Genomic DNA, 25,260 nt, shown 5'->3' on the forward strand with positions numbered 1-25,260 from the left:
GGGTTCTACCCGCGATGAGGCCAGCCGCCTTACCGTCGCCCCAAAGATCCCAAAAGCGACTTGAGCCAACATAAAATAGCTGAAGATGTAGCAGAGAAAGATTCGCATTCGCTACAATGCCATCAGTTTGCCAATTCTCTTTAGTCGCTCCATCCCCAGCAGGATCCGTCATGCCTACCCCACAGTTTCCACGTAAAGCCGCGGTCAGTTCCGTTTGGTTACCCATCTGCCTGATCGCCAGCTTTTCGCCGATTGTCGCCCATGCGCAAACGACGCTCGAGCTGCCTGTGGAAGCAACGCAGGCGGAAGATCCCGCCGCAAGCCAGGGCACAGCGCTGGAATTGGGCGAGACGGCCATCTCTGCCAGCGCGGACGCTTCCCGCGAAGGCCTGGTGCCCGAATACGAGGGTGGTCAGGTCGCACGGGGCGGCCGGGTAGGCATCCTGGGCAACAAGGACTACATGGAGACGCCGTTCACTTCAACGTCCTACACGAACCAACTCATTCAGGATCAGCAGGCGCGCAGTGTCGCAGACATTCTGCAGAACGACCCTTCGGTTCGCATCGCTCGTGGATTCGGCAACTTCCAAGAGTTGTACGTAATGCGCGGTTTCCCGCTGTACTCCGATGACATTGCCTACAACGGCCTGTATGGCCTGTTGCCCCGGCAGTACGTGGCCTCCGAATTCATCGAACGCGTTGAAGTGTTCCGCGGCGCCAACGCCTTCCTCAACGGCGCAGCGCCAGGCGGCACCGGGATTGGTGGTGCCATTAACATCTTGCCCAAGCGCGCGCCGAACGAGCCGCTTACACGCCTCACCGTAGGTGCCGAGAACAACGGCTTCGGCACGGTCGCCGCCGACGTCGCCCGTCGCTTCGGCGAAGATGACCGCTTCGGTGTTCGAATCAACGCGGCCAAGCGCGGCGGCGAAACCTCGGTGGATGACCAGGACCGCAACCTGGACATGTTCGCCCTGGGCCTCGATTACCAAGGCGACCGACTGCGCCTGTCTGCCGACGTCGGCCATCAGTATCACTTCATCGATACGCCCCAGCCGAGCGTTACCCCGGTAGGCGGTATTCCTAGCGCGCCCAACGCGCGGGACAACTACGGACAGTCCTGGACCTACTCGAAAGAGAAGCAGACCTTCGGCACCTTCCGCGCAGAATATGACCTGACCGACTCGCTCACCACCTGGGCCGCCGCGGGTATGCGCAAGGGCGAGGAAAAGAACGTCCTCGCCAATCCATCATCAACCCCCTCCGGCGTGACCTCCGCCTCGCGCTTCGACAACTACCGCGAAGAGACCGTGACCACGGGTGAAGTGGGTATGCGTTTCAACCTGCAGACTGGCCCGGTATCCCATGAATGGGTCGTTTCAGGTTCGATGTACGACACCAAGGACAAGAACGCCTGGGCCGGCAATTTCTCCAACCCGATAGTGGGCGATCTGTACGGCTCCAATAACGCAGCACAGCCCGAGAACGTATTGTTCAACGGTTCCATGTCCGATCCGGAAATCACCGCGCGTACGCACACACAAAGTTTGGCCATTGCCGACACCCTGGGTTTCTTCGACGATCAACTGCTGGTCACCCTCGGCGCTCGTCGTCAGGGCCTGGATGTCACCGAATACAACTACATCAGCGGCGATCGCACTTCGCAGTACAAACGATACGAAACCACGCCCGTGGCAGGCATCGTGTATCAGCTGAACGGCCAGTTCTCCGTGTACGCGAACTACATCGAAGGCCTGACCAAAGGCGATACCGCAGGCGCTACCACCACCTTGCCTGACGGCTCGACCGCGCCGGTCCTGAACTCCGGCGAATCCCTGGCTCCTTATGTTGCCAAGCAGACCGAAGTCGGCATCAAGTACGACAGCGGCAACCTGGGTGGCAGCCTGGCGGTATTTCAGACCGAGAAACCGGTGGGCATCGTCGAGAACCAGGTGTTCAAAGACGGCGGCGAGCAGCGCAACCGTGGTATCGAACTGTCGGTATTCGGCCAGCCCGCACAGGGCGTGCGCCTGTTGGGCGGCGTCACCTTGCTCGATGCCGAGCTGACCAAAACCCAGAACGGCCAAGACGACGGCAACGAGCCTATCGGCGTGCCCAAGACACAGGCCAACATCGGCGGTGAATGGGACGTGCCTGGGCTCAACGGCGTGACCCTGACCAGCCGCGTCATCTACACCGCCAGCCAGTACGCCAATAACGCCAACAGCCTCGAGATTCCTTCGTGGACACGTCTGGACCTAGGCGCCCGCTACGGCTTCAAAGTAGACGAGCGCGACGTGACCCTACGCGCCCGAGTGGACAACGTGACAGGTCGCGATTACTGGGCATCCACCGGTGGCTATCCGGGCTCGAACTATCTGGTACTCGGCGCGCCGCGCACGTTCTCGGTCAGTGCTTCGGTCGATTTCTGAGTACGGTTGAGTAGTGATGTAAATGAAAGAAACGGGAGCTGAGGCTCCCGTTTCTTTTGTGATGTTTCACAGGTTTCGCGAGTTATGTGGGAGCGGATTCTACCCGCGATGAGGCCAGCCCCCTAACCCAAGCGCCTCGACCACATCCCGCGCCAGCACTACCTCGGCATACTCACTCCCCAGTATCGCCAACGTCAGATCATGAACGGTTTCAGCATCCCAGACGGTGCCATCCGCTGCGGTGACCGGCACCGCCGTCGTGGCATCCGATGGAAGAATGATGCTGTAACCCAAGGCTTTCCCCACCCGAACCGTGGCGTCCATGCTGTTGTGGATAACCACGCCCGTCAGCACAAAGCGCGTTACCTGCATCTGCTTGAGCACGGCATCCAGATCGGTACCGATGAACGCGCAGTTCTGCTGTTTGGTAATGACCGGTTCACTGTCCAAGGGGGCAACTTCTTGCTTGATGCCATTCCATGGACCGTGGGTGTGGTAGGTCGACGTGTGTGTGGGCTCATCGTGCTTTACGTGAAGCACCGGCCAGTGATTCGAGCGCCACAGTTGGAGAAGGCGCTGAATGGTTTCCAGGTAGCCGGGGTTGCTCTTGCCATTCCACTTCGGCTGGTCGATGGCGTCTTGCACGTCGAGGATGATGAGAGGGATGGGGTTGGGCTGGTCGCTCATGGGAGGCCGTTTTATCGGAAAAGAATGGGGTCAGTGTGCGGTAACAAGTAAGTCCGTTCAATGGGCGATAGGCAGTGTGGGATGCATGGCAGGCGTACCTGAAACGGCTATGATCTTCAGCAGCGTAGGCCTGTGTACGCGCGAGTGATCTTCATTACGTGGGACTGTCAGATTTTTTGTGTGCGGGGCGTTAACGGCCTGCCGCCAGGCAGGCCGTGCTTTTACCAGGTCGGCCTGATAAATCGATCTCCGTACAGAATCGCGAATTGATTCATCGCACTCTTCCAATCATGGGCCGCTGAGCCCCAGTTTGCCGTGATGTTGCGTAGCCCAAGCCAGATCAGTTTCGTCGCCGCATCATCGGTCGGGAAGTGGCCGCGGGTCTTGATGATCTTGCGCAGCTGAGCGTTGATGCTCTCGATGGCGTTGGTCGTGTAGATCACTTTTCGGATCGCTGGCGGGAAAACAAAGAACGGAATCACTCGATCCCAAGCCCGACGCCAAGCCGCCACTACTGTTGGATACTGCTTGCCCCATGGCCCGTTTTCAAACGCATCGAGGGCTTGCTCAGCCGCTTCAGCGGTGACCGCCTGATAGATCGGTTTGAGCGCTTTCGCCAGTTCGCGACGTTTATCCCAAGCCGCGTAATCAAGGCTGTTGCGGATCAAATGAACGATACAGGTCTGCAATGTCGTATTCGGGAACACGGCTCCAAGGGCTTCCGCCATGCCTTTGAGGCCATCGGTGACGGCAATTAGTACGTCTTCGACGCCGCGTGTCTTGAGGTCGTTAAAAACCTTCATCCAGAACTTCGCGCCTTCGGTATTTTCTATCCAGATGCCGAGGATATCGCGCGTTCCGTCGGGCAAAACGCCTAAGGCCAAGTAGATCGCCTTGTTGCGAACTAGCCCTTCTTCACGGATCTTGACCCGCAGGGCATCGAAGAAAATCACCGGATACATCGGCTCTAGAGGCCGCTGCTGCCATGCGCCGATCTCGGCCATGACCTCGTCGGTTACCGAGCTAATGAAGTCGGGCGAAACGTCCGTACCGTACTGCTCGGAGAGGAATGCACGGATTTCTCTGACCGTCATTCCACGGGCATACATGGCGATGATCTTGTCGTCAAAACCGGTATAACGGCGCTCGTGTTTGGGGATCAGGATGGGCGCGAAACTGCCGTCCCGGTCGCGCGGAATATCCAGTCGGATGGGGCCATCTCCGGTCAGAACCGTCTTGCCACTTTTGCCATTGCGCTGGTTGGTCTCATCCTCGGGGCGCTGCGCGCCCGGCGGATAGCCCAGGTGATGGCCGAGTTCGGCACCCAGAGCTCGCTCGATCAAAGCCTTCTTGAACGCCGCAGAGGCGTCCTCGATGGCTTCCGCGGTCATCATCCCTTCGCTGAACTGCTCAAGCAGTTCTTTTGGGATTTTCGGTAGCTTCCGTAACTCGGGTTTCTTTTTGATTGGCATACATGCACCTCTTACTCATGTTATGCCCGAACACAAAATTTCTGACACCCCCGAAGGTGTGCATGTGTAACTGACCCTAGCGTCACCTTCCAAAAATCACTCCAACTCAATCGCGGCACTCTCGACCTTCACCGCCAAGCTCGCAAAAAAAATGCACCCGATCAACCGGGCAAAAATCTCGAGCGTTTCGCACACATCGGGATCTTCGAACAGCACAGGCCGCGAATCGATCGCACAAAGCGCCCCATACAGCCGGCCGTCAGGCAGGAAAATGGGCACGCCTACGTAACTGTCCAGATCATAGGTCTTGACGATGAGTCGTGAGGCGAAGCTCTGATCATGGCTCACTCTCGGAATCAGCAACGGCGCCGGATCCCGCTGAAACTCGCTGCAGATCGTGTCTTCCAGCGGAAAGGCCTCACCTGCGCCGATTCCCAGGTCGGCGGAATCGTGCACAGAGCAGATCACCAGTTCGGCGTCACCGAACTTGGTGATCGCGGCGAAGTGCATGTTGGTGAGCCGGGTCACCAGCCGCAGGATGTTGGTGGTGGCTTCGATTTCAGCAATGGCTGAGCGTTCTTCCTGGGACAGGAGGCTGGGCGGGTAGTCGAGTGCCATGGTGTACCTCGTCGTTTGGTGCAGTTTCGACCTGTGAGGGAGGTTCTGCAAGGGGGGAGATGGAGCGATGTTTTGCCGCTGGCGCTAGGCGGCCGAAACCGATCATTCAGGTACGAAAAACGGTAGTTGCGAGCTACCCGAGGTGGTTGGTTTGTGGCGCCGAAATTAGTGAGCCGGGGTAATTTGAAACAAGTCGGTATCTATCTGTTTTTCTAGTTAATCATTTTTTGGTCTACTTGCTTGGAATACCAGTTGGAACGCAGCGTGGTCTGGATTCCGATGGAAGGTGCTGTTTGAGCACTTTTCTGTGCGCCAGCTAACAGATTGGCACCGGAAAACATCCAACGCGGTAATCCTTGCGCCCTTGGCGCCAATAGGACAGCTAGCTGAAGACATACAGGCCTTCGGCACATCTTGGGAAATACCGTCCGGTCATCCTGTCAATGAGCTTTTTCTGAAAATTCCCGTTAAGATTCCGCGCAACAATAGCCTTTTGGCATTACCTATCTCTTAGGATCCTCACGATCCTTTGCGCGGAGCTTCAGGGAAGAATGCGGTTCAGCCCATGGACAGTTGTGCTGCTAGTCACCGTGACCTTCAAGGCGTTGGCCGACGATGTAGAGTGCCGCGTGGTGGCCATCAGTGACGGCGACACCTTCACCTGCCTAACGGAATCCAACCAACAGGTAAAGGTCAGGATGGCCAACATCGACACTCCCGAAAGTGGCCAGCCCTACGGTCGTCAGGCGAAGGATCAACTCGCCAAGTTGATCTTTGGTCGAGTCATCCAGCTCACCTTAAGTGGCGAAGACAAGTACGGCCGGCACATCGGCGAAGCCTCTGTCGACGGGGTTAGCGTCAACCGAGAAATGGTTAGCCGTGGCGCCGCCTGGGTCTTTGATCGCTACAACCGCGATACCACCTTGCCTGCTCTGCAAGGAACTGCCCGAGCAGCACGCCTGGGCCTTTGGGCGCTTCCCGAGTCCGACATTATTCCCCCTTGGGAATGGAGGAGTACAGGGCGTTCTCTCAACTCTCTGGTAGCCGAGCGCAAAACTCGGGACGCCACGTCTGCCGACTATGTCTGTGGCGCCAAGCGCTACTGCGGACAGATGAGCAACTGCCAAGAAGCCAATTTCTACCTGCAGCAATGCGGAGTTTCCAGCCTGGATCGGGATCGTGATGGCGTTCCCTGTGAAAGCCTCTGCCGTTGACGCAATGCTCTCAAGGAAGTTTCGATGAAGCTATTTAAGATGCTGTTTGGTTGGTTGAGGGCTCCGCGCCGGCAGAGTGATCCCGAGCATCCAGACCTGCATGTCCTCGACAAGGATGAGCTGCTCAAAGAGTTGGATATTGAAGCTCAAGCACAGCGTCTCGGTGCCGCTGGCGCACCTGCTCCCGACGAAACTCACCTATCCGGCATTGAAGAGTCGATCTGCCAGAAACTGGAAGGTTTTCGCCTCAGCTACCAAAACTGGGCAACGACCCATGTTCAACGCATTCAAGAGCGCCTGGTGACCTATGACATCACCAAGACGGTAAATCGCACCGCCAATCTGGCCGATGAATTTGAGCGCGAGGCGAATCGCCGAGTTTCCGATCGTGAAATCGAGTTGCGCAATCTGCGGAGCTCGGCGCACCAACGTGAACAAGAGCTACTCAAATTCCGCGAGGAGAATCAGCTCACCCGCCATGCGCGGGTGATTTCCGGCACTCGTAAAGCTATCTATATCCTGCTGGCGATATTCACCGTGGCAGTCGAAGGCATTCTAAACGCCGGCTTTTTTGCTGCCGGTTTAGATGGCGGATTGTTCCAGGGCTTCTTTTTTGCCGGAGCTTTGGCGGCGACAAACGTCGGCATTGCCGTTGCGCTCGGTCGATTCCTTGTGCCGAACATCAATCACATCAGCCCCATCCGCCGCCTTGCCGGGTACCTGGGCGTGATCGTGGCGGGGGTAATCATGGGAGTACTCGGTCTGATAATCGCGCATTTCCGCGATGCGCTTGGACAGGCTGGCGATGTGGGTATTAGTGTCATGGCAGCTGCCGCGCTCCAAGCTCTGCAAAGCAACCCGCTCGGATTCCATGACGTCTTCTCAATAATTCTGTGTGTCGTGAGCGTGGTGTTCGCGCTTGCCGGACTCTGTGAAGGCTACAAGCTATCAGATCCCTACCCAGGATATGCCAGCGTCCAGAGAGTCGCCGATGAAGCAAAAGCCTTCTACGACCATGAGATTGCTCAGATTCGGGACGAGTTGGAGCACCTGAAAGAAGAGTATGTCGGCAAGCTGGAGCAGGGCCTTGAGCAAGCTAAAGTTGACGTTGTCGCCTTTCGTGCAGAAGTCGATAAGAAGCGCATCGCGCCCGAGCGCCTACAACGAGCGCTGGACAAGGCTGAGCACATGATGAGTGCACTGGTAAAAATCTTCCGAACCGAAAACGAGATATCTCGAAAGGTCACGGGTGTCCCGGTTCCCGCTTACTTCCGCCAGCCCGTACCGGTACGGCAATTGACCTTGCCTGACTTCAACACAACTGCGGATGAGCGAGCTCTGCAGGAGCAGGAAGGACTGCTAGGTGACCTCCTGAACCAAATCGAAGACATCCGTCGCCGAATTCAATCGTCCTACGACGTCAAATTCAGTCAACTTGAACCCATCCGCCAACAGATCTGACACAGGAACCCTAGAATGCGCAAGACGAGCATGGCGGAAAAAAAGCGCCGTCAGGAACTCCGTACGATTGCACTATTGGTGATTGCCCTCCTGTCGATGGCAGGCGCAATAGGCTGGTATTTCCTCCATAGGCCCACAGCCACAGATAAACTCACGTTGTGCCCCACGTCTGGCCCGTTAGGCCACTATGTTGTGCTGGTCGACAATACCGACCCTTACAACTTCATCCAGCGCCAAGCCTTCGCTCAAGGCTTAAAAGCCCTGGCAGACAATGTCGTGCCTGAAGGTTATCTACTGTCGGTGTATGCCCTCGGTGAGGACTTTACTCAGACCGCCAAACCGCTCTTTGAGAAGTGCAACCCGGGTACCGCTGCGGGAAAATCAGAATTTGATTCCAACCCCGCGCGCATTCAAGAGCGCTTCGAGCGTGAGTTTCGCGAGCCGGTGACTCAGCTGGAAAACGTCCTGATGCAGGAAAAGCCAGCTGACAAATCACCAATTTTTGAGATGCTTCAGTTGGTCGCGATCAATAGCTTTCAAGCGGAAAACATCAAAGGCCCTAAGACCCTCATTGTCTATTCAGACATGCTGGTCAATACCGCCGACTTCAGCATGTTCAAAGGGCAAGCTGACTTCGATGGCTTCGCTACCAGTGCTTATGGGCAGAAAACACAGACCCGTCTAAAAGGCGTTCAGGTCAAGCTGAACTACCTAATGAACTACCCCAAATTACAGACACGGAAGCAGCTGACCTTCTGGGAACGCTATTTCGAGAAAGCGGGCGCCCGGCTCATTGCTGTTACGCCAATGGAGGGCTGAGTCATGCCAATAAAGATCTCCCTGAAGAGACTGTTCGTCCTTACTTGCGCCTTAAAAGTCGGTAGCTCGTTTGTTGGCTGGTATCTGCATGAGCCCTGGATCTTCGGCCTTCTGCTGCCCTTGTGCTTCATGGCAGCGTACATGATCATTGGTTATCGGCTGCGTGATAGCGACATTTCGGCAGAGAAGTTCGCGGACTCATGTTACTACCTGGGCTTCATCTTCACTATCGCCTCAATCATCTTCTCGCTCTTCGACCTGCCGAATATCGGTACCGACCTGACCGCCATTGCCGTGCGCTTCGGCGCAGCCATGGTGAGTACCGTGCTGGGCTTAGCCGTGCGCGTGACCCTGGTGAGCTTCCGGCCGAGTACTGACGATGCTTTAAGCAATGTTGAAGATCAGGTGATCGATGCCTCGCGGAAGTTAGCTGATGAGTTTCAGAAGTCTCTTAAGCGGCTGGTCGACTTCCGCGCAGATGTCATGCGCGCCACCGACGAGACGGTGACAGCGGTTAAGGAGCAGATCCTCGCGATGTCGGAGGCGCATCAGGCCAAAACCACGGAATTCTTTGCAACCATAACTCAGCACAACAAGGAAATGATGCTGGGGTTGATGCAAGATGTCCGCACTACTGCACTGGGCATGACTCAGATCATCACGGAATATGAAGCAGTCGCGAAAGACGCGACTGAACGAATCGATCAGTCGGTAGTGACTTTTGTTGATGGGCTGGTAACCCGTCTGGATGAGGTACAGTTCCCGGATGACCTGTTCTCCAATCGACTGGAGGGCGCCGTGACGCAGCTGGGCGTAGTCACCGAAACTGCAACCGACAGCCTCAAGTCGGTGACTCTCGATGTGCAAGGCTCTGCGCGCTTGGTCAACAACTCCATCAAGCGCATCAACGAAAAGCTGGAAAGCATGGGCAGCGTGCTGGACGACGTGCACCAGGTCGGTGCCAGCTTGGAGGTACTGACCAAGTTGCTGCAAACCCAGCAAGAAGCTGTGCTTCAGGAGATGGGCCAGCAATCCCAGTCCCTGATCGCCGTCGTGGATGCGCAACAAGAGTCGCTAAATGCCCAATTGGGCTCGCAACTGGGGGCCACCACGCAACTCACCAGTTCCATTCAAGTGCTCGCTGAGGCGATGGGCCAGACCGTGGCATCGGTTGCCAAGATCCACCAGGTAGCCGAGCAGCAAGGCAGTAGTACTGAAGAGATCAAAAAGGCCAGCCAGGAACTGGTGGCAACTCTCCAACACAGCGTCCCGCAACTGCTGACGGTGGTCAGTCAATCGAGCCAGCACGCCGAGTTAGCGAATCAGGAGCACCAACAGGTCAAGGCTATGGGCCAGCAGGTTCTTCAAAGTCTTAGCCGGCTGGTGGAGCTCAGTTCCTCTCACCTTGAGTCCAATAGTGGTCTGGCCCGACTTGAGCAACTGGATAATGTACAGCGCAGGCTGGACGTCATCAGTGATCACCTCGAGAAAACGCCGCTGGGCGGCGAGAACGTGGTGCCATTCAGCCCGCCAGCAGGCGGAACTGATGATCGGCAGATTCAACCGGAATCAAGCAGCAGCTGACACTGAGTCCTGGAGCAGCCTGAAATGGCATCGAACAATGACCAGATCTTCCAGCTATCGCTGACGGAGATCGCCCTGACCCTCATCTTTATGCTGATGCTTCTGCTCGGCTTCATGGTGTTTCAAAAGACTCAGGAGAACCAGAAGCTGCAAGAGCAGCTCCACGCCATCGATGGGATCGATACCAAGATGGCGCAGCTGGACAAGGCCAAGACTCAGCTCATCGATGAGATCAAAGCCCACAGCTCGCGCAATCCTGACGAGGTGATCAGCCAGTTACTCGAAGCGGGCCAGGCAAAGCAAGACGTCGTGCGATTGAAGCAGCTACTGGACGAGCAGGAACAGCAGATCACCGCCCTTAGTGAGCTACAGAAAATGGTGGAGGCGGCGGGCGGCGACGGCGGTCAGCTCGTGAAGAAACGGGTCGAAGATGCTCTGGCCTTAGCAACATCGTTAAAAGAGGCGGTGCAGAAGTCGCTGAAGGATCCTCAGGACGTCGACAAAGCCAATGACGTCAAGTTTCTCAAGGAGCAAGTCGAGGCCTCACTTGGCAAGCTCGACGCCCTGGAGCAATTACTGGATAAATCCCCGGCCCTCGTCAGCCTTGAAGGCAAGAGCAGCCTCGAGAAGATGCAGAAACTGGCGGAGGAGTACCAGCACTTCACGGCAATGCAAGCTGATCCGGGCAACCCTATCGCCGTGAAGAAAGAAAACGCTGACCTTAAAGGCCAGTTGCTCTACCTCAAGCACCGCTTGGAGGCTAATGGTGGCATGGACTTCCCCCCGTGCTGGGCGGACGAAAAGACTGGGAAGGTGCAAATGCTCTTCACGCTGGAGCTGCGAGAGAGCGACTTGAGCCTTGAGTCTGCATGGCCTGAAAGCCGGCAGGCAGATGCCAAAGCCCTGCCTAACATCGATCAGGTAATGAGTCGGCCAGTGAGCAGTTATAACGAGTTCCTGCGAGCGGTAAAGCCTATTGCCGATCTCAGTCGTACTCAGAACTGCCGACACTACGTTCGACTTAAAAACGCGATCAACGATGCAATTACCTCGGATCGCCGGCGCCTGAGCATCGAAGATTATTTCTACAAAATCGAGGTGCGTCGGTAACGACGCCGTCGTTTGGGCCAGGCTGGCCATGTGGTCTCCTGCCCCGGCCGTCCTCCGGGCGGTCGCTCATCCCCCCTATTTGGACACTGCACGATTGCACGATGGAGGGCGGTAACTCGAGCGTTTCGAAATCATCCGCCCTCGGCAGTACGCAACCGCCTCCAGCGGGTTCAGCATCGTTGAGGTGCAAACCCTCGACCTGCCAGAGTTTGGCTATCTCTCCCAGGCCAGCAAGGAAGCACTACCGACACAGCGGGCCAGCGAGATCGGGCAATTGCTGTCGCATCGGTGGGTGCCGACCTGACTTACGTAAGGTGAGTTGGGTGGACGCTTACGATTGTCGCCCCTGCGCGTACGATGTCCCCACTCGCATGAATAGGGGCTCTAGCAAACGATAGCGTCAATGATTGCTGTGTTGGCTAAGCCGACTATCAAAGTATTGCGCAGTCTCTTTGTCGGTGCAGTACAGGTAGCAACCCTTCATCCCGCGTGTCATCAGGGTTCGGTATGTATTCTTGATGATCAGGTCTGTTTCATTTTTCGCGAGGGTAGGTTGCTCTTTCATCATTTTTTTCCAGCCGCGAATCGATTTATCGTGCTTGTCGCGCTCATCCGGGGATGTCACTACCTTACCGTCACGTACGACTAGGTCTGGCCCGATGATCACCCCGATATAGTCGACTTCCAAACCTTGGCAGGTATGAATGCAGCCAACTTGCTCGATAGAGTTCTCAGCGATGATCCATAGGCTGCCATCCTGATCCAGGTTCCATTGGCGTTTGTAGTCACCAATGACGATATCAGCAGCGGTGGGGTCTTTCTTGCTCAACCAAGGCCAGCAATAGCCCGCGACCACACGAGCTTTGTTTCCGTAGTTTTTCTCGTTGATCGCTTCATGCATCGCCTGAGGTGAGTCGAACACCTTAAATTCGTACTCCTGAATCTCAAGCGTCGGATTTGCCGTCGAGCGAATGCCTAGCGTGTCATCCAGCCATGCCAGGTAACCGTCAGAACCACTGCAGCGAAACTGCGAAGACAGCACGTGCTCTTCAACCACAGCACCCTTGGCTTTTGCAAAGGCGCGTATCGCCTGCTTGCTGCCGATATCGCTTAAGGTTACACGCTGGTCTTCATCAATGAAGAAAATTGAGCATTTCGCTGAGTCAATCAGCTCCTTGATCTGGTTTTCCCCAAGGTTTCCATAAAGCCCGCTTTTCTCATTCAGCCGGTGAGCTTCGTCTACGATAAGCGCATCGAATGTGTTGGGCTCAGTGTCGATGAATGCCCCAGAGCCTGAAAAGAAATTCGAGAAATGGCTGCGCTTCATGGTGCCAACCAGCTTGCTCTCGTAGACCTTGCGCGGGGCTGCGTTCTTGGAGACGTATTTGCTCATCAGCTTCAATTCGGTGAGCCTCACCAGCAGATTGATAGCCAGAACGGTCTTCCCGGTGCCCGGTCCACCTTCAATGATCATCACCTTGGGGGCTTGGCCCGAGGCCTCGCTTGCCGCCGCCAGCGCCGACTCAAAAATTGCTTTTTGATCGTCAATCAATACGAACTCGGGTTTGCCTTTCATCAACCCACCGAGCGCTTCGGCTAGCGCCTTGGACGGGCGAATTTTTCCTTCGGACAGCTCGTAAAGAACCTCTTTGTTGTCGCCATGACTTATATGCTTTTTCAGAAAGCTCCTGAGTTTACTGAGCTCTTCCGGGCCTTTCAGAAACAGCGGAGCCTTGCTGATGTGGGGCTCATAGTGAGCTGAATCTATGACGCCGTCGCTGACGTAGTTATGGAGGTAGGCACACGGACGGATTTCGATTCTTTTGTCATACACCGCCTCATTGAAGCCTTCCAGCAGCGCTGCATAGGACCATACCTGATAGGAGGGGTGAATGGTCTCAACGAGGCCTCCACCCAGTGCCGTTTTGACGATTGCGTCTTTGGTTGTGGCGTTGGCCTTGCTCCATTGCTTCAGCTCGATCAGTACGGCCTTTTTTGCGTGATTTTCGTCGCGACCGGTGAGTAGAAAGTCGATTCGCTTCGACGACTGTGGAATGTGCAATTCGATGGCCAGGCCTGCATCGCTCGGGAGGCCCTCATCTCTAAGGACCTTGGCCATGTATGTCAGAGACCCTTGCCACGACCTGATTTCCGAGGAGCCAACGTTCTTGCCAGTAGCTTCCTTGTAATGCCTAAGAATCACCTCCTCAATGTCATCGTTATCGTTGTCTTTAAGAAATTGCTGTTTGGTCGCAGCGTAAACGATCACAAGTTGTCCTTAGGTGCGTGTTGGTCAGAGTCTGTCGTACTTTTTGCTGGTGCTTCTGGCTTTATCTACGGGGTACTTCTAGCCATTCGAGGCGAGTTTTTGTGTCACGGCCTCGTTGAGGTCAATGCCAAGTATGCTGCTCAGGCGAACTAGGTACAGCAGTACGTCCGCGACCTCACTCTTGATGGCTTGGCCGATATCGAGATCCTCCGCAGCGGAGATCGAATCGGCATCGCTCAGCCATTGGCAAATCTCGCATAGCTCACCTACCTCTCCCGTGAGGGCTAGAATGAGATTCTAGGGGGAGTGGAATCGCTGCCAGTCGCGATCATCCGCGAAACGCTGAAGGGCGGCGGCTAGCTGCGTTGTGTCGACCAGCGGCGCGGCTGGGCAATCTGGTTCACTCACTGGGTTATCTCTTGCCTATCATTGAAGGGTAGACGGCCCGTAGGAATTCATACCTCGGATTGTAAGGTTTTTCAGGGCTGAGCGGGCTTCGTTTTACAAAAGACCATTTGCCGATCTTATTTCCGGTCTGTACTCGCTTTTTTATTAGCTTATATTCTGGGCCCATGCGCGCGGGTGCGTTATCGCAGACAAGGGGCGTTAGTTGTTGGTATAAAAACCTAATCGTGCTTTTCATACTCTGCAACTAGTGATTATGAGGTCATACGAGGGCTTTATTTTCTAGCTTATTAAGCGGTGTATGAGTGCCCTTGAATAGATGAATGGTTTCCTAAAATCTTGCCTATCGTTAAGTTCAATATTTCTATTCTGTGCGTGCACTTTTCTATAGTGTCATATGGGTTTCATAAGGCGGGTTTGAATGTTTCTCATTCAGCTGGTTATGGGTGTTTTGGGGAACTAAATGCTTGATATTTATTTAGCTGTGGTATAGAATATTTTTTACAGTTTTAAAATATTTTACTGCGAAAATTTTACTATTTTTGAGGAGGTGTTGGTGGGGGAGAAGGAAATGAAATCGCTGGTGCTTAGACATTTGATTTCTAGCGGAGGTTTAACTAGGGAAGGGCTGGTTTTTAGTGAGATGAGCCTGGCGAAAAAGGTTAGACGACTAGATCTTGGGTATGTATGCGAAGGTAAAATGATTGCAGTAGAAATCAAAAGCGAAAAGGATACTTTGGCTCGTTTGATTGGGCAGGTTGATGAGTACTGCAAATATTTTGACAAGGTTGTCGTTGCGGTCGCTCCGAAGTTCGTAAGGAAAGTGGAAGAGCTGTTGGTCGATAAACGCGTAGGAGTGTGGGAGGTTTCGAAGGATAGTTTGAAAGTGGTGCGAAAGGAAAAGATAATAAAAGGAGCCTGTAAAGAAAACTATCTTGATCTCATGACGCGACGTGAGCTTTCAATGTTAGCTAAGAAGGTTGGTGTGGTACCAGCTGAGTTAGGAATCTACGACCTGAAGGTTGCTGTTAGGGGGCGTATTTCACGCCTATCGAAGTCGGATATTAAATCTGTTTTAGCAGACGGGCTACATGATAGGTTTTTGATGGCGTCTGAGCGATTTATGAAAAAGGCCTTCTTGGAAGGAAGAGTGTCCCCGTTAGACGTAGACCTGTTAAGTCCTTACAGAGTAATTGTCTAGTTGGGGACCTGGGATCTCAGTCTGTCCATTCTTCGTCGGTATCAATCTCTGAAGTTTCCGTGTCGTAGTGAAGTTGGTTGAATAGGTGGATGTTTATCCTCACAGCAGTTGAACGCATTGGGCTACTTATTCCAAATTCGCTTCCTTCCGCAGTTATTTCAATCTGCTGAGTTCCCCATAGTCTGAGCTCAGGAATCCAATATGTATTTGTGGTTATTTCCTTGGCTATCTCTATATAAGCTGAGCGACGTCTCTCTTGGGCATTCGGTGCGTCATCATCTACCTCTCGCCGAACAAATTTCCAGTCCTTTTTTAACGGGTAATCAATTCTTGGAGGTGGAGTTCCTGCGCCACCATCTTGTTTGTCGGCCCTGGCGCTCCCTCTGTCCGAGTATATAATTGGCTTTAAATCGGCGCGCTCGGATATTTGGTTGTAAAGCATTCGTTCATATATTGAGTTTTCTCCTTGTTTTTGCCCCGCAAAACCATAAGGGAAAGATGATGCGCTTACAGCTATTTCTAGGCTGCTGGCATGGGCCCGAGCTGAAGTTATGAACGAGGCTAAGGTATTGATTCTTTCACTGAATTTTGCATCTATTTGTCCTAAGTCGTATATCATAAGAGTTTTTTCTAGAACTTCTGCGCCCAGTGCTTTAAGTATTAGCTCTTGCCTTTCGTAGTTTTCGGGCATTGGATTTAGTCTAATAACCAGTCCGCGGGCTAATGCACATAACTTGATTGCCTGCTCGTGTAGCTTCTTTAGGTCCTCTAGGTTTTCCAGTCGGAGACAGGGAATAGCGTCTTCATGGTATTTAATGAACTCACACCAATTATTAAAAGCGTCGTGAGGATCGAGAAGCTTCTGTAGCTCGTGAAAAACTGGGCGCTCAGGAAAAGAGCCAGTAAATAAAAAGGTTTTATTGGAAGAAAGAAATTTGGTGTCGATGTCAGCAATCCAAGGCCTGGAGCCAGTAGCCTCCCTGATTTTTTTGATAGAGCTCGAAAGTTTGTGGGCGCTTGCCCATCCTTTAAGCGGAAATAGTGGGAGTATCATATCTCTGTCTTTATCTGGAAGCTGTTCCATCGCAGTTATTTCTGCAATGCTTATAGCCAGTAAAGGGATGTATTTCCAATTATTGAAGTTTTTATGCATGACAGTTACTTTCCAAGCCTGATTCTAACCGCTGCCAAGGAAACTTGCGCAAGCTCTGATATGTTTTTGAGTTTCTCTTCGGCTTTTAAAGAGTTTAAATTTGCTAGTGCAACTTGTATGAGGTTATATGGCATTATTATGTCTGCAGCTAATCGATTAGCTTGTCTTTCCAAATCATCCGTTAGTCCCGAACGATAAAGGACGTCGTCGGTAATTCCGTTCGCCAATCGGTCACGATGCAATAAAAAGTGAGCAATTTCATGGGCGATTGTGAAACGCTGGCGCTCCTTCACATCATGCCTATTGACTTTTATTGTTACTTGCCCTTCTTTCTCTCTTATTTCACCCGAAATTGAGCCGGGCATTGTTGACTTCATTACAGTTATTCCGAAATCTTTCGCAATTGCACCTACCGCCACAGGGAAGGAGGCTTGGTGCTGGAGAATAATCTGACGTTGAGAATCGTTCAGAGAGTTCCATTCCCAAGAATATTTCAATTGGTGTCTCCATTTTCTGAGGCTTCATCTGCAATGGAAATGCCCCTATACATCACATTTTCAACTGCATTTTGAATTATATTATCAAATCGCTTATTTTCCATCAGCGCTATGATGTTTTTTTCTGTTTCAGCAGGTAGCTCTTCTTTTGTTATTTTCTCGACAGTTTCTTTTGCAGCTGTTTTTGCGCTTCTGGCAGCTTCTTCGCGTATGTTTGTATATCCAAAAATAGATAGTATCGCGAATACTACTCCAAGTATAGTTATCAATACAGATACGCATGTGAGTACAATAGTTATAGTGTTAGTATCGCCAGGCTTTTCGAGATTTTCTATCTGTTTACGAAGCGCTTTTATTTCTTCTTGCTGGCTGCTGATTTTTACTGCCAGTCTGCTGATTTCTTTTGTCGTTATTAGTGCATTTTCTGCGACTGCAGTGCGTACTACCATTTCTGTGTCTGAATCACTAGATGTTGTCGCGTTTGAATTCTTTTCAACTACGTGCTTTCTTGAGGTTTCAGGGTTTGAAGCACTGGCTGGAAGAACAAACACAAATATGGTCAGTAATATGAGAACGGCAGCTAATAGAAGCGATCTTGGAGCGTATCCTCGGGTGTTGGGGATGTATTTTTTTGAAAATTTCCCTATTATCATTTCCTAATCCAAATCTCACAGCCGCTAGCTTTCAGAAGTTATGGAAATACATCGCTTTGTAGCCGATTCGGTACAGCTGATGGCGAGTCCATAGCGCTTTGTCAGTGTGCCATCATCAGGTGAGGATTTTCAATGCCTAAACCGTGATTGCTGGTGTAAGATGCCTACCTGCTAGCTCACATTCTCGCGTGAGAGCTAGGTCGTCCAAAAAACGTAAAGCGCAGCCCATAGTGCTAGATCACGTTTTCCATGTGAAACGATCGCAGCCAGTGTCAGTGGTCGACGTGTCAACGGAAAAAGACGCGGTTCAGTCCTCGAAACCCTGGCCTTTGCCTAACCTCACGGTTATGAGCTGAACCGTGAGGCGGTAGTAATGGCGAGTTGCATGACTATGGTGATTGAGGCGATGGCGTAGAAACCAGTACAAATGCTTCCTCTGCCATTTCCAGGGGGTATCCCGCCCCCACCGCTCTTCGGCGGCGAATTGAATAAATCTAGCCTGACGTACATGGCGTTGCCGCGTTGCATACGATCCACTCAACACGCCAGCTATGAAGAGCTCCATATTGAATGATTTACTCATCCCGAGCCTCCGATATACGCAGAGATAATATCAATTCGACCTTGTCCCAGCTCATGGGAGATTTGTATTCTGGCTTTAGCGTCTGAATAACGATCATACCGGTAAAGAGCTCCATCGTTAACGGGTGCCATATTTCGAGTGACGTGCTCATAACGTTCACACTCGTACGCCGCACGCAGCTCGTGGAGCCCTTTGATGCGGTGAGCGTGCAAGATCTTCCGAGCGGGTCGCGCTATTTTTTGCAGGACACTCTTATAGGTTTGTTTCGGCGCAATCATGTTGCAACTACCTGCTGGCGATGCTTTCGTTGCGAACGCCAACGCATCTAGGCTCTGTACGAAAAGAGATGTCGCAAACACCGCATGGAGCAAGCCAGTGAGGCCATCGCGGCATAACTTTGCGCGAGCTTGTCGAAGCGGGTCACTATCCGGCGGTTCTCTTTCAGCCAGCCAAACATGCGCTCGATGATGTTGCGCTGTCGGTATTTGGGCCGGCCAAACAGTCTTGGTAAGCCAGGCTTGGGCTTGCGCTTCATCGAGCGCAACGGGATGACGGGCTGCATTCGATATTGATCGCAGTAGCGGCGTAGTGCTTCGGCGTCGTAACCCTTGTCGGCGAGCAGCCATTTGCAGCGCTTGCGCGGGCGGCCACGTTGGGTCGATGGAATGCTGACCTCGTCCAACAGTGGTTGTGCGTAGCTGATGTCACTGGCTTGACCGCCCGAGAGGATAAAGCGCAGCGGTGTTCCGTTGGCGTCGCAAAGCATGTGGATTTTGGTAGTCAGGCCGCCGCGACTGCGACCTAGAGCATGATCGGCAGGCTCGTCAGGCCCCCTTTTTTCCCGGCGCTAGATGAGGCTCGGGTTGCGCGTACTGCGGTTGAGTCGATCATCCAGGTTTGCAGATCAATCAAGCCTTGCTCATTCAATCTCAGGTGAAGACGTTTGAGCATCTGCTCGAAAGTCCCTTGGTTTCGCCATCCCCGAAACCGTTGATACACCGTTGACCATGGGCCGAAGCGCTCAGGCATATCTCGCCATGCAGCACCCGACCAGAGCACCCACAGCACGCCATCGAGCATCAGGCGGTCGCTTAGTCGAGGCCGGCCTCGGCCATGGGTTTCGATGAAGAGATCGGAGATCACATCCCAGGCCTCGTCCGTGAGTTCGTAGCGCCTTGCCATCACAGAATTCCTTTCCGTTAATGGCGCGTGACTCTACAAAATCTCAGCGCTGGAGGAGCGACGATTAGGTTTCTCGGGATTTCGTACAGAGCCTAGAGGGTTGTGCAACACAGCCAGGATCCAGCGCTCAACACTTGGAGCGTCTGCTTTGGGTCGGAAGCGGGCGCCTCACAAGGCAGCCTACCTCTTGCTCCTCAGTTGCTGCCGTTGCGTTTCAGGGTCATCTTGAATGAGAACTTTCCATTCACATCGGGCTTTTCGTCAGTGGTAGTGACTTTGCCATTGGCGCCGCCATCGATCGAAAGCGCGTAGTCCTTATGCATGACCATTGCCGCCAATCCAAGCACGCCGACGGTGGCAAGCGCAGCAACGGCAACCGCAGCTGCGCCGCCGCTGATACCGGTAGCACCTACCGCACCCGCAGCAGCTCCGAAGGTCACCAGACCGCTTGCTCCGGCAACACCACCAGAAATAGCCCCCACCGGGTTCCAGAAGCTGACCGCGGCTACCCCTGCTCCGCCTGCTATCAATGCAAGCTTCGTGTACGTCACGGACTTGATCACACGTACCGCCAAAGCAAGCTTGCGATCGGTGATTACGATGCTGTCTGCCTTGTCGTTAAGGGCGCTTTTCAGCTCTTTAGCATTCGCTACGAATCGCGTACTGCTCACTTCGGTAGTCCTTGGAGATGATGGTCAAAGGTGGCAACGGTGCATCATTTTACGGCAAAAGGCTATCATCTTCTTAGAACACCGATCCAAGGCTGCCAACGGCCAAGAGCGGACAATCTAAGGACGCGGCAAGGGCGTGCCTAAATTTCGTACCACACTTGATAGGGCGTCATATGGAACTGATTCTGCTTCCGAAAAAATCCGAGAATCTCAGCCTCGATGGAATTTACCACCGCGCACTGAGCCGCTCGAAAGAGCTATACATCGTAAGTGCTTACCTTACCGAGTGGGGTATTAAAGAGTCGCTTGGCGACCAATGTGAGTCTTTCCTTTTCATCGTCGGAAAAGATTTTGGCATCACCCGCAAGAGCGCCTGTCGGGCCGTCATGGAATGGCTCCCAGCCGACCGCCATCAAGATTTCATGGTAGTGGAGTCGATCAATGGCTTTCATCCGAAGGCCATGTTCTGGCGTGAGCACGATGGAAAGTGCTACGCGCTGCTTGGATCCTCCAACTTGACCAAGGCAGCATTCTCTACGAACTTCGAGGCCAACGGTTTCGCCTGCATATTTGACGAGCAGTTTCAACTGGCGTCTGAGTGGATCGAAAGAGTTTTCGAAGTGAGCGTGACCCTGAATGAAACTTGGCTTGATAGGTATCAGGAGGCTCGTCAACCTGCGAACGCGGGTGGCTCGAAAGCGGATGACCCCAAAGAAACCCAAGAGGCATATCACCTGCCACTGCCGGCGATACACAAGCTCAAAGGTTATAAGCCGTACCTCACTCGGCGGCGCGACCAGATGAAAGCTTTTAGAAGGAATAAGACCAATTTGGTGTCGCTGATTCGTAGTACAAGCAAGGCCAGGATCTGGAACCAGACTCGAATTGATGATTTCTACGACAACCTCTGTGCATTGTGGCACATGGGGGAACAGGGAAGTCGCTTTCAAGGCAAAGGGTGGGAGCGTACGGGGCGTAATAGCGACTTTCGCGAATTTTCAAAAAGCCTTACTCGGGTGCTCGACGCCCCGTTCGCAGGTCGTGACCGAGTAGTGATTCAGGAGATAAATCGCCTCACGTCAATAGGATTGACAACTAGAGGCGCGTTGTTCTCCGAGATGCTCTGTCAGTTTTTCCCGAAACACTACTACGTATTAAATCGCCCAATACGAGGCTGGTTTGAAGGTCTGGACATTACGTTCCCAAGAGGTCTCAGCAAGGGAGAGCGCTACGTCGATTGTGCTCGTCTTCTCCGTGCGGCTCTGAAGCGGGCAGATGGCTACCCAGCAGCAAATCTGGCCGAGCTCGATTGCATCATCTGGTTCGCTAGCACCCTGGATGGTTGAAAGGGCTCGACATCTGCCTGCAACCTGATAGCAGCTCACGGCCGATATCTTCGATGCCGAAGGGCTGCAATGGGTCGACTGCGGCCCTTCGCGACAGGCAACAATCAGCCAATTGCGGCCATTCAAATGCACCTACGAAGGTCTTGCGAATTCCCAGTTAGTTTTCGTGCCCGAGAGCTATTTTCAATTCTTCAAGAACTGCATGCTCGGTAAGTTCGGCGATTTTCATTAAGGTTTCCATTTTTTCGAAATTGTTTTTATAGGAAAGTGGGATTGATGCCGTGCCTTCATGAGCGATTTTATGTCTTGCTTCCAAAAGCCTGCTTAGCGTTGTGGTTGCTTCATTTCTTGTGAATTCCTGCGATTGCCAGTGATCTGAAATTTTACTTATACCTAGGGCGTCTTTGAAAAGAGCGTCTATATTTTTCGTATTCGGCGTATTGAATTTATTTAGCGATTCGTCGAGTTTGTTTTTCGCTATGGTTTTTAATGTGCGGTTACCTTCAGATTTCTCGATTTGCCGAAAGCCATATTTCGCAAGATCTTCGATAAACACTTGCCAAAAAGCGATCAACTGGAATACGTATGATTGATTTAGGAAATGTATTTTTAGCTCGAGCTTCTTAGCGTCGCTATCTGTTAAATCCTTTTGGATGTGTTGAATATATTTTATTTTTACTAAGTTTTTACTAAAAATATGGAGAGGTGTGTATTCAAGATCGAGAGTAATTGACATGGTTGGCACTGGCGAGGGATGGATTTACTTATGTGTTGGCTGGACCGTTTCCTGTCCTTGTGGACGAATGGAAATCTCCGACGTCACAAGCAGAGTCTGGCCCAATCTTGCAGGGAAGTGAATCACCGCTGGCTTTCTAGATGTATCGGGCGGTCTGCTTTTGGCCGATTCCGCCTGATTCGACAGATTCAGAGCGCCGCTTCGCAAGCACTGGCAGCTGCCCCAAGCGTTCAGGTACGTCCATTTGGGCGCTGATTACTTATCCCAACCAGGAAAAGGGTGCCTACAAAACCTACAGAACTTAGTTTCGTAGGTTCTGTAGGCTGCCCTACCGGCCTTTTTGGTAAACAGGTTGGGGCGAGGCTACGTTTTTCGCCAGATGTAGCGTGTTGATGGGCGGCCACCTTTTTCTCTGGCCACCTCGTAGCCAATGATTAAGTCGTGTTCAGCCAGAACTGCGAGTGCGTTGTTCACAGCGTCCTGTGAGCCCGACCCCATCCAGTCCTTCTGACGCACCTCGCGTGGGGTAAACGGCTCGGGTAATTTCTGCTGACGCTCCAGGATCAGCCTGGCACCGAGTAGTGGGGCGTCAATAGCTGCGCCGTAGAGTCGCAAGGCATGGCTCATCAGGTAGCTCGCCCAGTCAATGGCGCGTGATGTGGACTCTATGCCCACGGCTCTCTGATCACCTTCGACCAGTTCGAACAATAGGGCCAACCCCGCAATGGTCTGCGGCATTTTTAGATAATGGGATTGCAATGCTGGGTGAATTCTTCGCTCCGGCTTTGTTGCATATGACGCGTATACCAGGCGTTAAACATTTCCTGTGTTTCTGGGCTGAACCTGAGCGTAGTACGAGGCTCGGATGGTAGCTGATCGAGGTAGTCAATAACCTGTTTCACTTGCTCAGCGGCAGCTTGGTTTGGCCAGCGATCGACCAGACGCCACTGACGGATGTCGTCGAGATAGACGGCGAGCTGTAGGCGCTGAATCAGGCCGTCATCCACTTCGCCGCTGATCGAGGCGTTCACGAGGGATGCGATTCGTGAGGGTTGAATTCCGCCTATCAGCGATAAACAACATGACTCGATGAACAGGGTGCCTCGGCCAATACGATCGTAGGTAAATGAGCCGTTGCCATCGAAGCACTCCAAGTAGAAAGCGCGTGCCACTGAGCCGTCCTCACTCTGTATTGTTGCGAGCCAGCCCCCGAGCTCGTCACGTACTAGCAGCAGGCCGTTTGGGTTTTCGTTGAGCAGCTCATCGAGCTTTTCTACCGTTGAGTCGTTGACGGTGTAGCGACGCTGCACTGGAGGCAGCACATCACTCGAAACCTTGGTGAGCTCCTCCCGCGCTCCAAGTTTGTCGCCGCTGCCTATAAGTTTCGTGGCATTGCTCTTAGCAGCCTTGCGCTCGATGTCGAGCAGCTCAGTGTTGGTCCTGTACTCCTCCAACGCCACGGAGTGCTGATTTCGCTCTCTTGTCTCCAATGCGTCCAAGGGACGAAGCGCTTGCTTGAGCGCTGGTGTTTTCATCGCAGACGGCCGTCCAATGATGACTCCCCATTGGTTGGGAACGACAGTCCAATCATCATGCTGCTTCGGGTGGATGGTGAATTTGCGTCCGACTACGGCGCTAACAGCAACCACAAGCGCGACCCCAACAAAATCCGGTGGGTACTGAGTGCGCTCGGCGACATCCCGCACGTATTCTTGAAGAACAGCAGGCAGTAGCTCTCCACGCCAGGGCATAACCCTGGCCAATCCGCTCGGCAGTGGCTTTGGCACGATGCTTGGATTCAGATATGAGGCACGTGCTGCCTCGGGCATTTCCGCCAAGAACGACGGTAACTGCTCGTGTGTGGTCATTGCTCATCTCTCTCAGAGCGAGCCCGAGTGACTCCATCACGCTCGCTGATCTTGCTCTCCAGCCAGGTTTCCACCTCCGCGACGACGAAGTAAACGCCAGCCTGTTTGCTCGGGCCAAACTTGATGGGGCGAGGGAAGCTGGGGTCGCTTTCGCGCAGCTTATCGAGCCCAGAGCGGCTCTTGTCAAAGCAGTGCTGCAGGGAGGCGTGACTGATCAAGTACTGCTTGGGGGCATGTGTCGGCATGTGTGGGTCTCTGTGTGTAAGCCGACACAGATTTAATACCCCTGCCAGACCGCTGTGGCTCGATTTCAAACCGAAAAATCGTCAGAAAACGCAATCACGGTTGATGCGATGGGGGGTATAGCCGCAGATGTGGAATGGGCTAGGAAGGCTGTCATAAAGCTGGCATTACCGAGCCAAAACAACCCATTTAAGCACAAAAAAGACACTTGCGAGATTCGCTAAGTGCCTGATTTGTAAGGATTATTTGGTGGAGCCGGGGGGATTTGAACCCCCGTCCGCCAGTACTCCGCTGTCGGTACTACATGCTTAGCCGTGTCTACTGAGTTAATCCGCAGCCGCCCGACTGGCAGGGTGCATTGGACGAGCTGTGTAAGTTTTAGTCGCTTTGCCCACAGCGTGCTACACGACGATCCTGTTCTGCGTGACGATCACTTTGGGTTTACAGGCATCCCCTGATGATCGCTGGCACCGAAGTAGCCAGAAGAGCGGCTCAGCTACCGTTAGGCAGCGAGAGCTTGGCCCTCGTAGGTTTCGTCATTGGCAACTATAGAAAGTTGCAACAGTTGATTTACGACTTCTGTTACCAAGTCGGCATGCACCTAGAGTTTCGCAACCGGCGTCGAATCCTAATCGGCCCCAGTCCCTGCGGTTAGGCAGGGGAGACGTAGTCTACGTCATTTTGCGGCGTCAGGCCAACCCCATGGTTGGCTTGGCGATCAGCCTTTGCTTTTCTGAGCATCCATCAGGATGTTCATGGCGTCGGTGGAGTGCGAGATGCAGGCTTTTTCGTCCTTGGCAGCGTGGGCGGCCATGGCGGCTTTGTACGCGTCGTCGTATTGGCTCTTGGCGGGGTCGCCGAGCTGCATCGAAGTGGTCTTGGCGTCGTTCAGCTTCTGCATGTTCACTTCGCACAGGTCGTCAGCGGCGAACACAGGGGATGCGATCAGGGCGGAGGCTACGATCAGGCCGGACAGATAGGTACGCTTCATAAGAATCTCCTTACTCAAGGTGGACTCGGCGCTCCTCGGTAGGATCGGCGTCCGCAGTCAGAAAT

22 protein-coding genes, 1 other RNA gene and 1 pseudogene are annotated in these 25,260 nt (G+C 53.3%); 8 read left to right on the forward strand and 16 right to left on the reverse strand.

Going from position 1 to position 25,260, the window contains the following annotated elements:
• Window positions 1-170 precede the first annotated feature (170 nt).
• Complete coding sequence (locus ONG87_RS02900) at window positions 171-2,432, forward strand: TonB-dependent siderophore receptor (RefSeq protein WP_264382183.1); 2,262 nt, start codon at window positions 171-173, stop codon at window positions 2,430-2,432.
• Window positions 2,433-2,531: 99 nt separating this feature from the next.
• Here the strand turns inward: ONG87_RS02900 and ONG87_RS02905 are convergent, their stop codons facing one another.
• From ONG87_RS02905 to ONG87_RS02915, 3 genes are all read right to left on the reverse strand, one after another.
• On the reverse strand, window positions 2,532-3,119 hold the full coding sequence (locus ONG87_RS02905; protein WP_264382184.1) for an isochorismatase family protein: 588 nt from the start codon (window positions 3,117-3,119) through the stop codon (window positions 2,532-2,534).
• Window positions 3,120-3,340: 221 nt separating this feature from the next.
• Entirely contained in the window at window positions 3,341-4,591 is a 1,251-nt protein-coding gene (locus ONG87_RS02910) for an IS256 family transposase (RefSeq protein ID WP_264382185.1), read from the reverse strand.
• Window positions 4,592-4,687: 96 nt separating this feature from the next.
• Complete coding sequence (locus tag ONG87_RS02915; protein ID WP_264382186.1) at window positions 4,688-5,209, reverse strand: GAF domain-containing protein; 522 nt, start codon at window positions 5,207-5,209, stop codon at window positions 4,688-4,690.
• 575 nt (window positions 5,210-5,784) lie between these two features.
• Here ONG87_RS02915 and ONG87_RS02920 point away from each other — a divergent pair.
• From ONG87_RS02920 to ONG87_RS02940, 5 genes are read left to right on the forward strand one after another with little or no spacing between them, the layout of a single operon-like run.
• Window positions 5,785-6,423 carry a thermonuclease family protein gene (locus ONG87_RS02920; RefSeq protein ID WP_264382187.1) on the forward strand — a complete coding sequence of 213 codons (639 nt, stop codon included), beginning with the start codon at window positions 5,785-5,787 and terminating at the stop codon, window positions 6,421-6,423.
• A 24-nt stretch (window positions 6,424-6,447) separates the two neighbouring features.
• Window positions 6,448-7,884 (forward strand): hypothetical protein, encoded by a 1,437-nt coding sequence (locus tag ONG87_RS02925; protein WP_264382188.1) that lies wholly within the window; start codon window positions 6,448-6,450, stop codon window positions 7,882-7,884.
• A 15-nt stretch (window positions 7,885-7,899) separates the two neighbouring features.
• Entirely contained in the window at window positions 7,900-8,703 is an 804-nt protein-coding gene (locus ONG87_RS02930) for a hypothetical protein (protein ID WP_264382189.1), read from the forward strand.
• Window positions 8,704-8,706: 3 nt separating this feature from the next.
• The gene (locus tag ONG87_RS02935) at window positions 8,707-10,287 is read left to right on the forward strand and encodes a hypothetical protein (protein ID WP_264382190.1); all 1,581 of its coding nucleotides are present in this window, start codon (window positions 8,707-8,709) and stop codon (window positions 10,285-10,287) included.
• Between the two features lie 24 nt (window positions 10,288-10,311).
• Window positions 10,312-11,397, forward strand: coding sequence for a hypothetical protein (locus tag ONG87_RS02940; RefSeq protein WP_264382191.1), 1,086 nt, complete (start codon window positions 10,312-10,314; stop codon window positions 11,395-11,397).
• A 400-nt stretch (window positions 11,398-11,797) separates the two neighbouring features.
• On the opposite strand, the gene ONG87_RS02945 is transcribed toward ONG87_RS02940, so the two are convergent.
• On the reverse strand, window positions 11,798-13,666 hold the full coding sequence (locus ONG87_RS02945; protein WP_264382192.1) for a DUF2075 domain-containing protein: 1,869 nt from the start codon (window positions 13,664-13,666) through the stop codon (window positions 11,798-11,800).
• A gap of 78 nt (window positions 13,667-13,744) precedes the next feature.
• Window positions 13,745-14,074 (reverse strand): annotated as a pseudogene (locus ONG87_RS02950) (nucleotide pyrophosphohydrolase).
• A gap of 568 nt (window positions 14,075-14,642) precedes the next feature.
• Here ONG87_RS02950 and ONG87_RS02955 point away from each other — a divergent pair.
• Complete coding sequence (locus ONG87_RS02955; protein ID WP_264382193.1) at window positions 14,643-15,272, forward strand: sce7726 family protein; 630 nt, start codon at window positions 14,643-14,645, stop codon at window positions 15,270-15,272.
• Between the two features lie 16 nt (window positions 15,273-15,288).
• On the opposite strand, the gene ONG87_RS02960 is transcribed toward ONG87_RS02955, so the two are convergent.
• The 5 genes from ONG87_RS02960 to ONG87_RS02985 form a co-directional block, all read right to left on the reverse strand.
• The gene (locus ONG87_RS02960) at window positions 15,289-16,425 is read right to left on the reverse strand and encodes a beta family protein (RefSeq protein ID WP_264382194.1); all 1,137 of its coding nucleotides are present in this window, start codon (window positions 16,423-16,425) and stop codon (window positions 15,289-15,291) included.
• A 5-nt stretch (window positions 16,426-16,430) separates the two neighbouring features.
• Window positions 16,431-16,922 carry an ImmA/IrrE family metallo-endopeptidase gene (locus ONG87_RS02965; protein WP_264382195.1) on the reverse strand — a complete coding sequence of 164 codons (492 nt, stop codon included), beginning with the start codon at window positions 16,920-16,922 and terminating at the stop codon, window positions 16,431-16,433.
• Window positions 16,919-17,575: a hypothetical protein gene (locus ONG87_RS02970; protein ID WP_264382196.1), complete on the reverse strand. Its 657-nt coding sequence runs from the start codon at window positions 17,573-17,575 to the stop codon at window positions 16,919-16,921. Before ONG87_RS02970 ends, ONG87_RS02965 begins: the two co-directional genes overlap by 4 nt.
• Before the next feature lie 908 nt (window positions 17,576-18,483).
• Window positions 18,484-19,340 (reverse strand): IS5 family transposase gene (locus ONG87_RS02980; protein ID WP_264382198.1). Its coding sequence is split into 2 segments (ribosomal slippage): window positions 18,484-18,996 and window positions 18,999-19,340, totalling 855 coding nucleotides; the frame shifts between segments, so codons are not numbered across the junction.
• Between the two features lie 194 nt (window positions 19,341-19,534).
• Entirely contained in the window at window positions 19,535-20,011 is a 477-nt protein-coding gene (locus ONG87_RS02985) for a hypothetical protein (RefSeq protein WP_264382199.1), read from the reverse strand.
• Between the two features lie 173 nt (window positions 20,012-20,184).
• Between ONG87_RS02985 and ONG87_RS02990 the strand changes: the two genes are divergently transcribed.
• The gene (locus tag ONG87_RS02990) at window positions 20,185-21,357 is read left to right on the forward strand and encodes a phospholipase D family protein (RefSeq protein ID WP_264382200.1); all 1,173 of its coding nucleotides are present in this window, start codon (window positions 20,185-20,187) and stop codon (window positions 21,355-21,357) included.
• Window positions 21,358-21,514: 157 nt separating this feature from the next.
• Here ONG87_RS02990 and ONG87_RS02995 read toward each other — a convergent pair whose 3' ends face one another.
• From ONG87_RS02995 to ONG87_RS03020, 6 genes are all read right to left on the reverse strand, one after another.
• Window positions 21,515-22,093, reverse strand: coding sequence for a HEPN domain-containing protein (locus tag ONG87_RS02995; RefSeq protein WP_264382201.1), 579 nt, complete (start codon window positions 22,091-22,093; stop codon window positions 21,515-21,517).
• A gap of 363 nt (window positions 22,094-22,456) precedes the next feature.
• The gene (locus ONG87_RS03000) at window positions 22,457-22,801 is read right to left on the reverse strand and encodes a YfjI family protein (protein ID WP_264382202.1); all 345 of its coding nucleotides are present in this window, start codon (window positions 22,799-22,801) and stop codon (window positions 22,457-22,459) included.
• Window positions 22,802-22,833: 32 nt separating this feature from the next.
• On the reverse strand, window positions 22,834-23,961 hold the full coding sequence (locus ONG87_RS03005; RefSeq protein ID WP_264382203.1) for a YfjI family protein: 1,128 nt from the start codon (window positions 23,959-23,961) through the stop codon (window positions 22,834-22,836).
• Window positions 23,958-24,206 carry an AlpA family transcriptional regulator gene (locus ONG87_RS03010; RefSeq protein WP_264382204.1) on the reverse strand — a complete coding sequence of 83 codons (249 nt, stop codon included), beginning with the start codon at window positions 24,204-24,206 and terminating at the stop codon, window positions 23,958-23,960. Before ONG87_RS03010 ends, ONG87_RS03005 begins: the two co-directional genes overlap by 4 nt.
• A 245-nt stretch (window positions 24,207-24,451) precedes the next feature.
• Window positions 24,452-24,844: a transfer-messenger RNA gene (gene ssrA, locus ONG87_RS03015) on the reverse strand.
• A gap of 78 nt (window positions 24,845-24,922) precedes the next feature.
• Window positions 24,923-25,195: a hypothetical protein gene (locus tag ONG87_RS03020; RefSeq protein WP_122480206.1), complete on the reverse strand. Its 273-nt coding sequence runs from the start codon at window positions 25,193-25,195 to the stop codon at window positions 24,923-24,925.
• Between the last annotated feature and the right edge of the window lie 65 nt (window positions 25,196-25,260).

It is taken from the genome of Pseudomonas sp. MM227 (genome assembly GCF_947090715.1).
GTDB classification, from domain to species: Bacteria; Pseudomonadota; Gammaproteobacteria; order Pseudomonadales; family Pseudomonadaceae; genus Aquipseudomonas; species Aquipseudomonas baltica.

Excerpts from the sequence above, each read along its gene's own strand:
- ONG87_RS02995 (WP_264382201.1), bottom strand. The coding sequence starts at position 22,093 with ATGTCAATTACTCTCGATCTTGAATACACACCTCTCCATATTTTTAGT.
- ONG87_RS02940 (WP_264382191.1), top strand. The coding sequence starts at position 10,312 with ATGGCATCGAACAATGACCAGATCTTCCAGCTATCGCTGACGGAGATC.
- ONG87_RS02990 (WP_264382200.1), top strand. The coding sequence starts at position 20,185 with ATGGAACTGATTCTGCTTCCGAAAAAATCCGAGAATCTCAGCCTCGAT.
- ONG87_RS03010 (WP_264382204.1), bottom strand. The coding sequence starts at position 24,206 with ATGCCGACACATGCCCCCAAGCAGTACTTGATCAGTCACGCCTCCCTG.
- ONG87_RS02935 (WP_264382190.1), top strand. The coding sequence starts at position 8,707 with ATGCCAATAAAGATCTCCCTGAAGAGACTGTTCGTCCTTACTTGCGCC.
- ONG87_RS02905 (WP_264382184.1), bottom strand. The coding sequence starts at position 3,119 with ATGAGCGACCAGCCCAACCCCATCCCTCTCATCATCCTCGACGTGCAA.
- ONG87_RS02900 (WP_264382183.1), top strand. The coding sequence starts at position 171 with ATGCCTACCCCACAGTTTCCACGTAAAGCCGCGGTCAGTTCCGTTTGG.
- ONG87_RS02925 (WP_264382188.1), top strand. The coding sequence starts at position 6,448 with ATGAAGCTATTTAAGATGCTGTTTGGTTGGTTGAGGGCTCCGCGCCGG.
- ONG87_RS03005 (WP_264382203.1), bottom strand. The coding sequence starts at position 23,961 with ATGACCACACACGAGCAGTTACCGTCGTTCTTGGCGGAAATGCCCGAG.
- ONG87_RS02955 (WP_264382193.1), top strand. The coding sequence starts at position 14,643 with ATGAAATCGCTGGTGCTTAGACATTTGATTTCTAGCGGAGGTTTAACT.
- ONG87_RS02930 (WP_264382189.1), top strand. The coding sequence starts at position 7,900 with ATGCGCAAGACGAGCATGGCGGAAAAAAAGCGCCGTCAGGAACTCCGT.
- ONG87_RS02970 (WP_264382196.1), bottom strand. The coding sequence starts at position 17,575 with ATGATAATAGGGAAATTTTCAAAAAAATACATCCCCAACACCCGAGGA.
- ONG87_RS02915 (WP_264382186.1), bottom strand. The coding sequence starts at position 5,209 with ATGGCACTCGACTACCCGCCCAGCCTCCTGTCCCAGGAAGAACGCTCA.
- ONG87_RS02960 (WP_264382194.1), bottom strand. The coding sequence starts at position 16,425 with ATGCATAAAAACTTCAATAATTGGAAATACATCCCTTTACTGGCTATA.
- ONG87_RS02910 (WP_264382185.1), bottom strand. The coding sequence starts at position 4,591 with ATGCCAATCAAAAAGAAACCCGAGTTACGGAAGCTACCGAAAATCCCA.
- ONG87_RS03020 (WP_122480206.1), bottom strand. The coding sequence starts at position 25,195 with ATGAAGCGTACCTATCTGTCCGGCCTGATCGTAGCCTCCGCCCTGATC.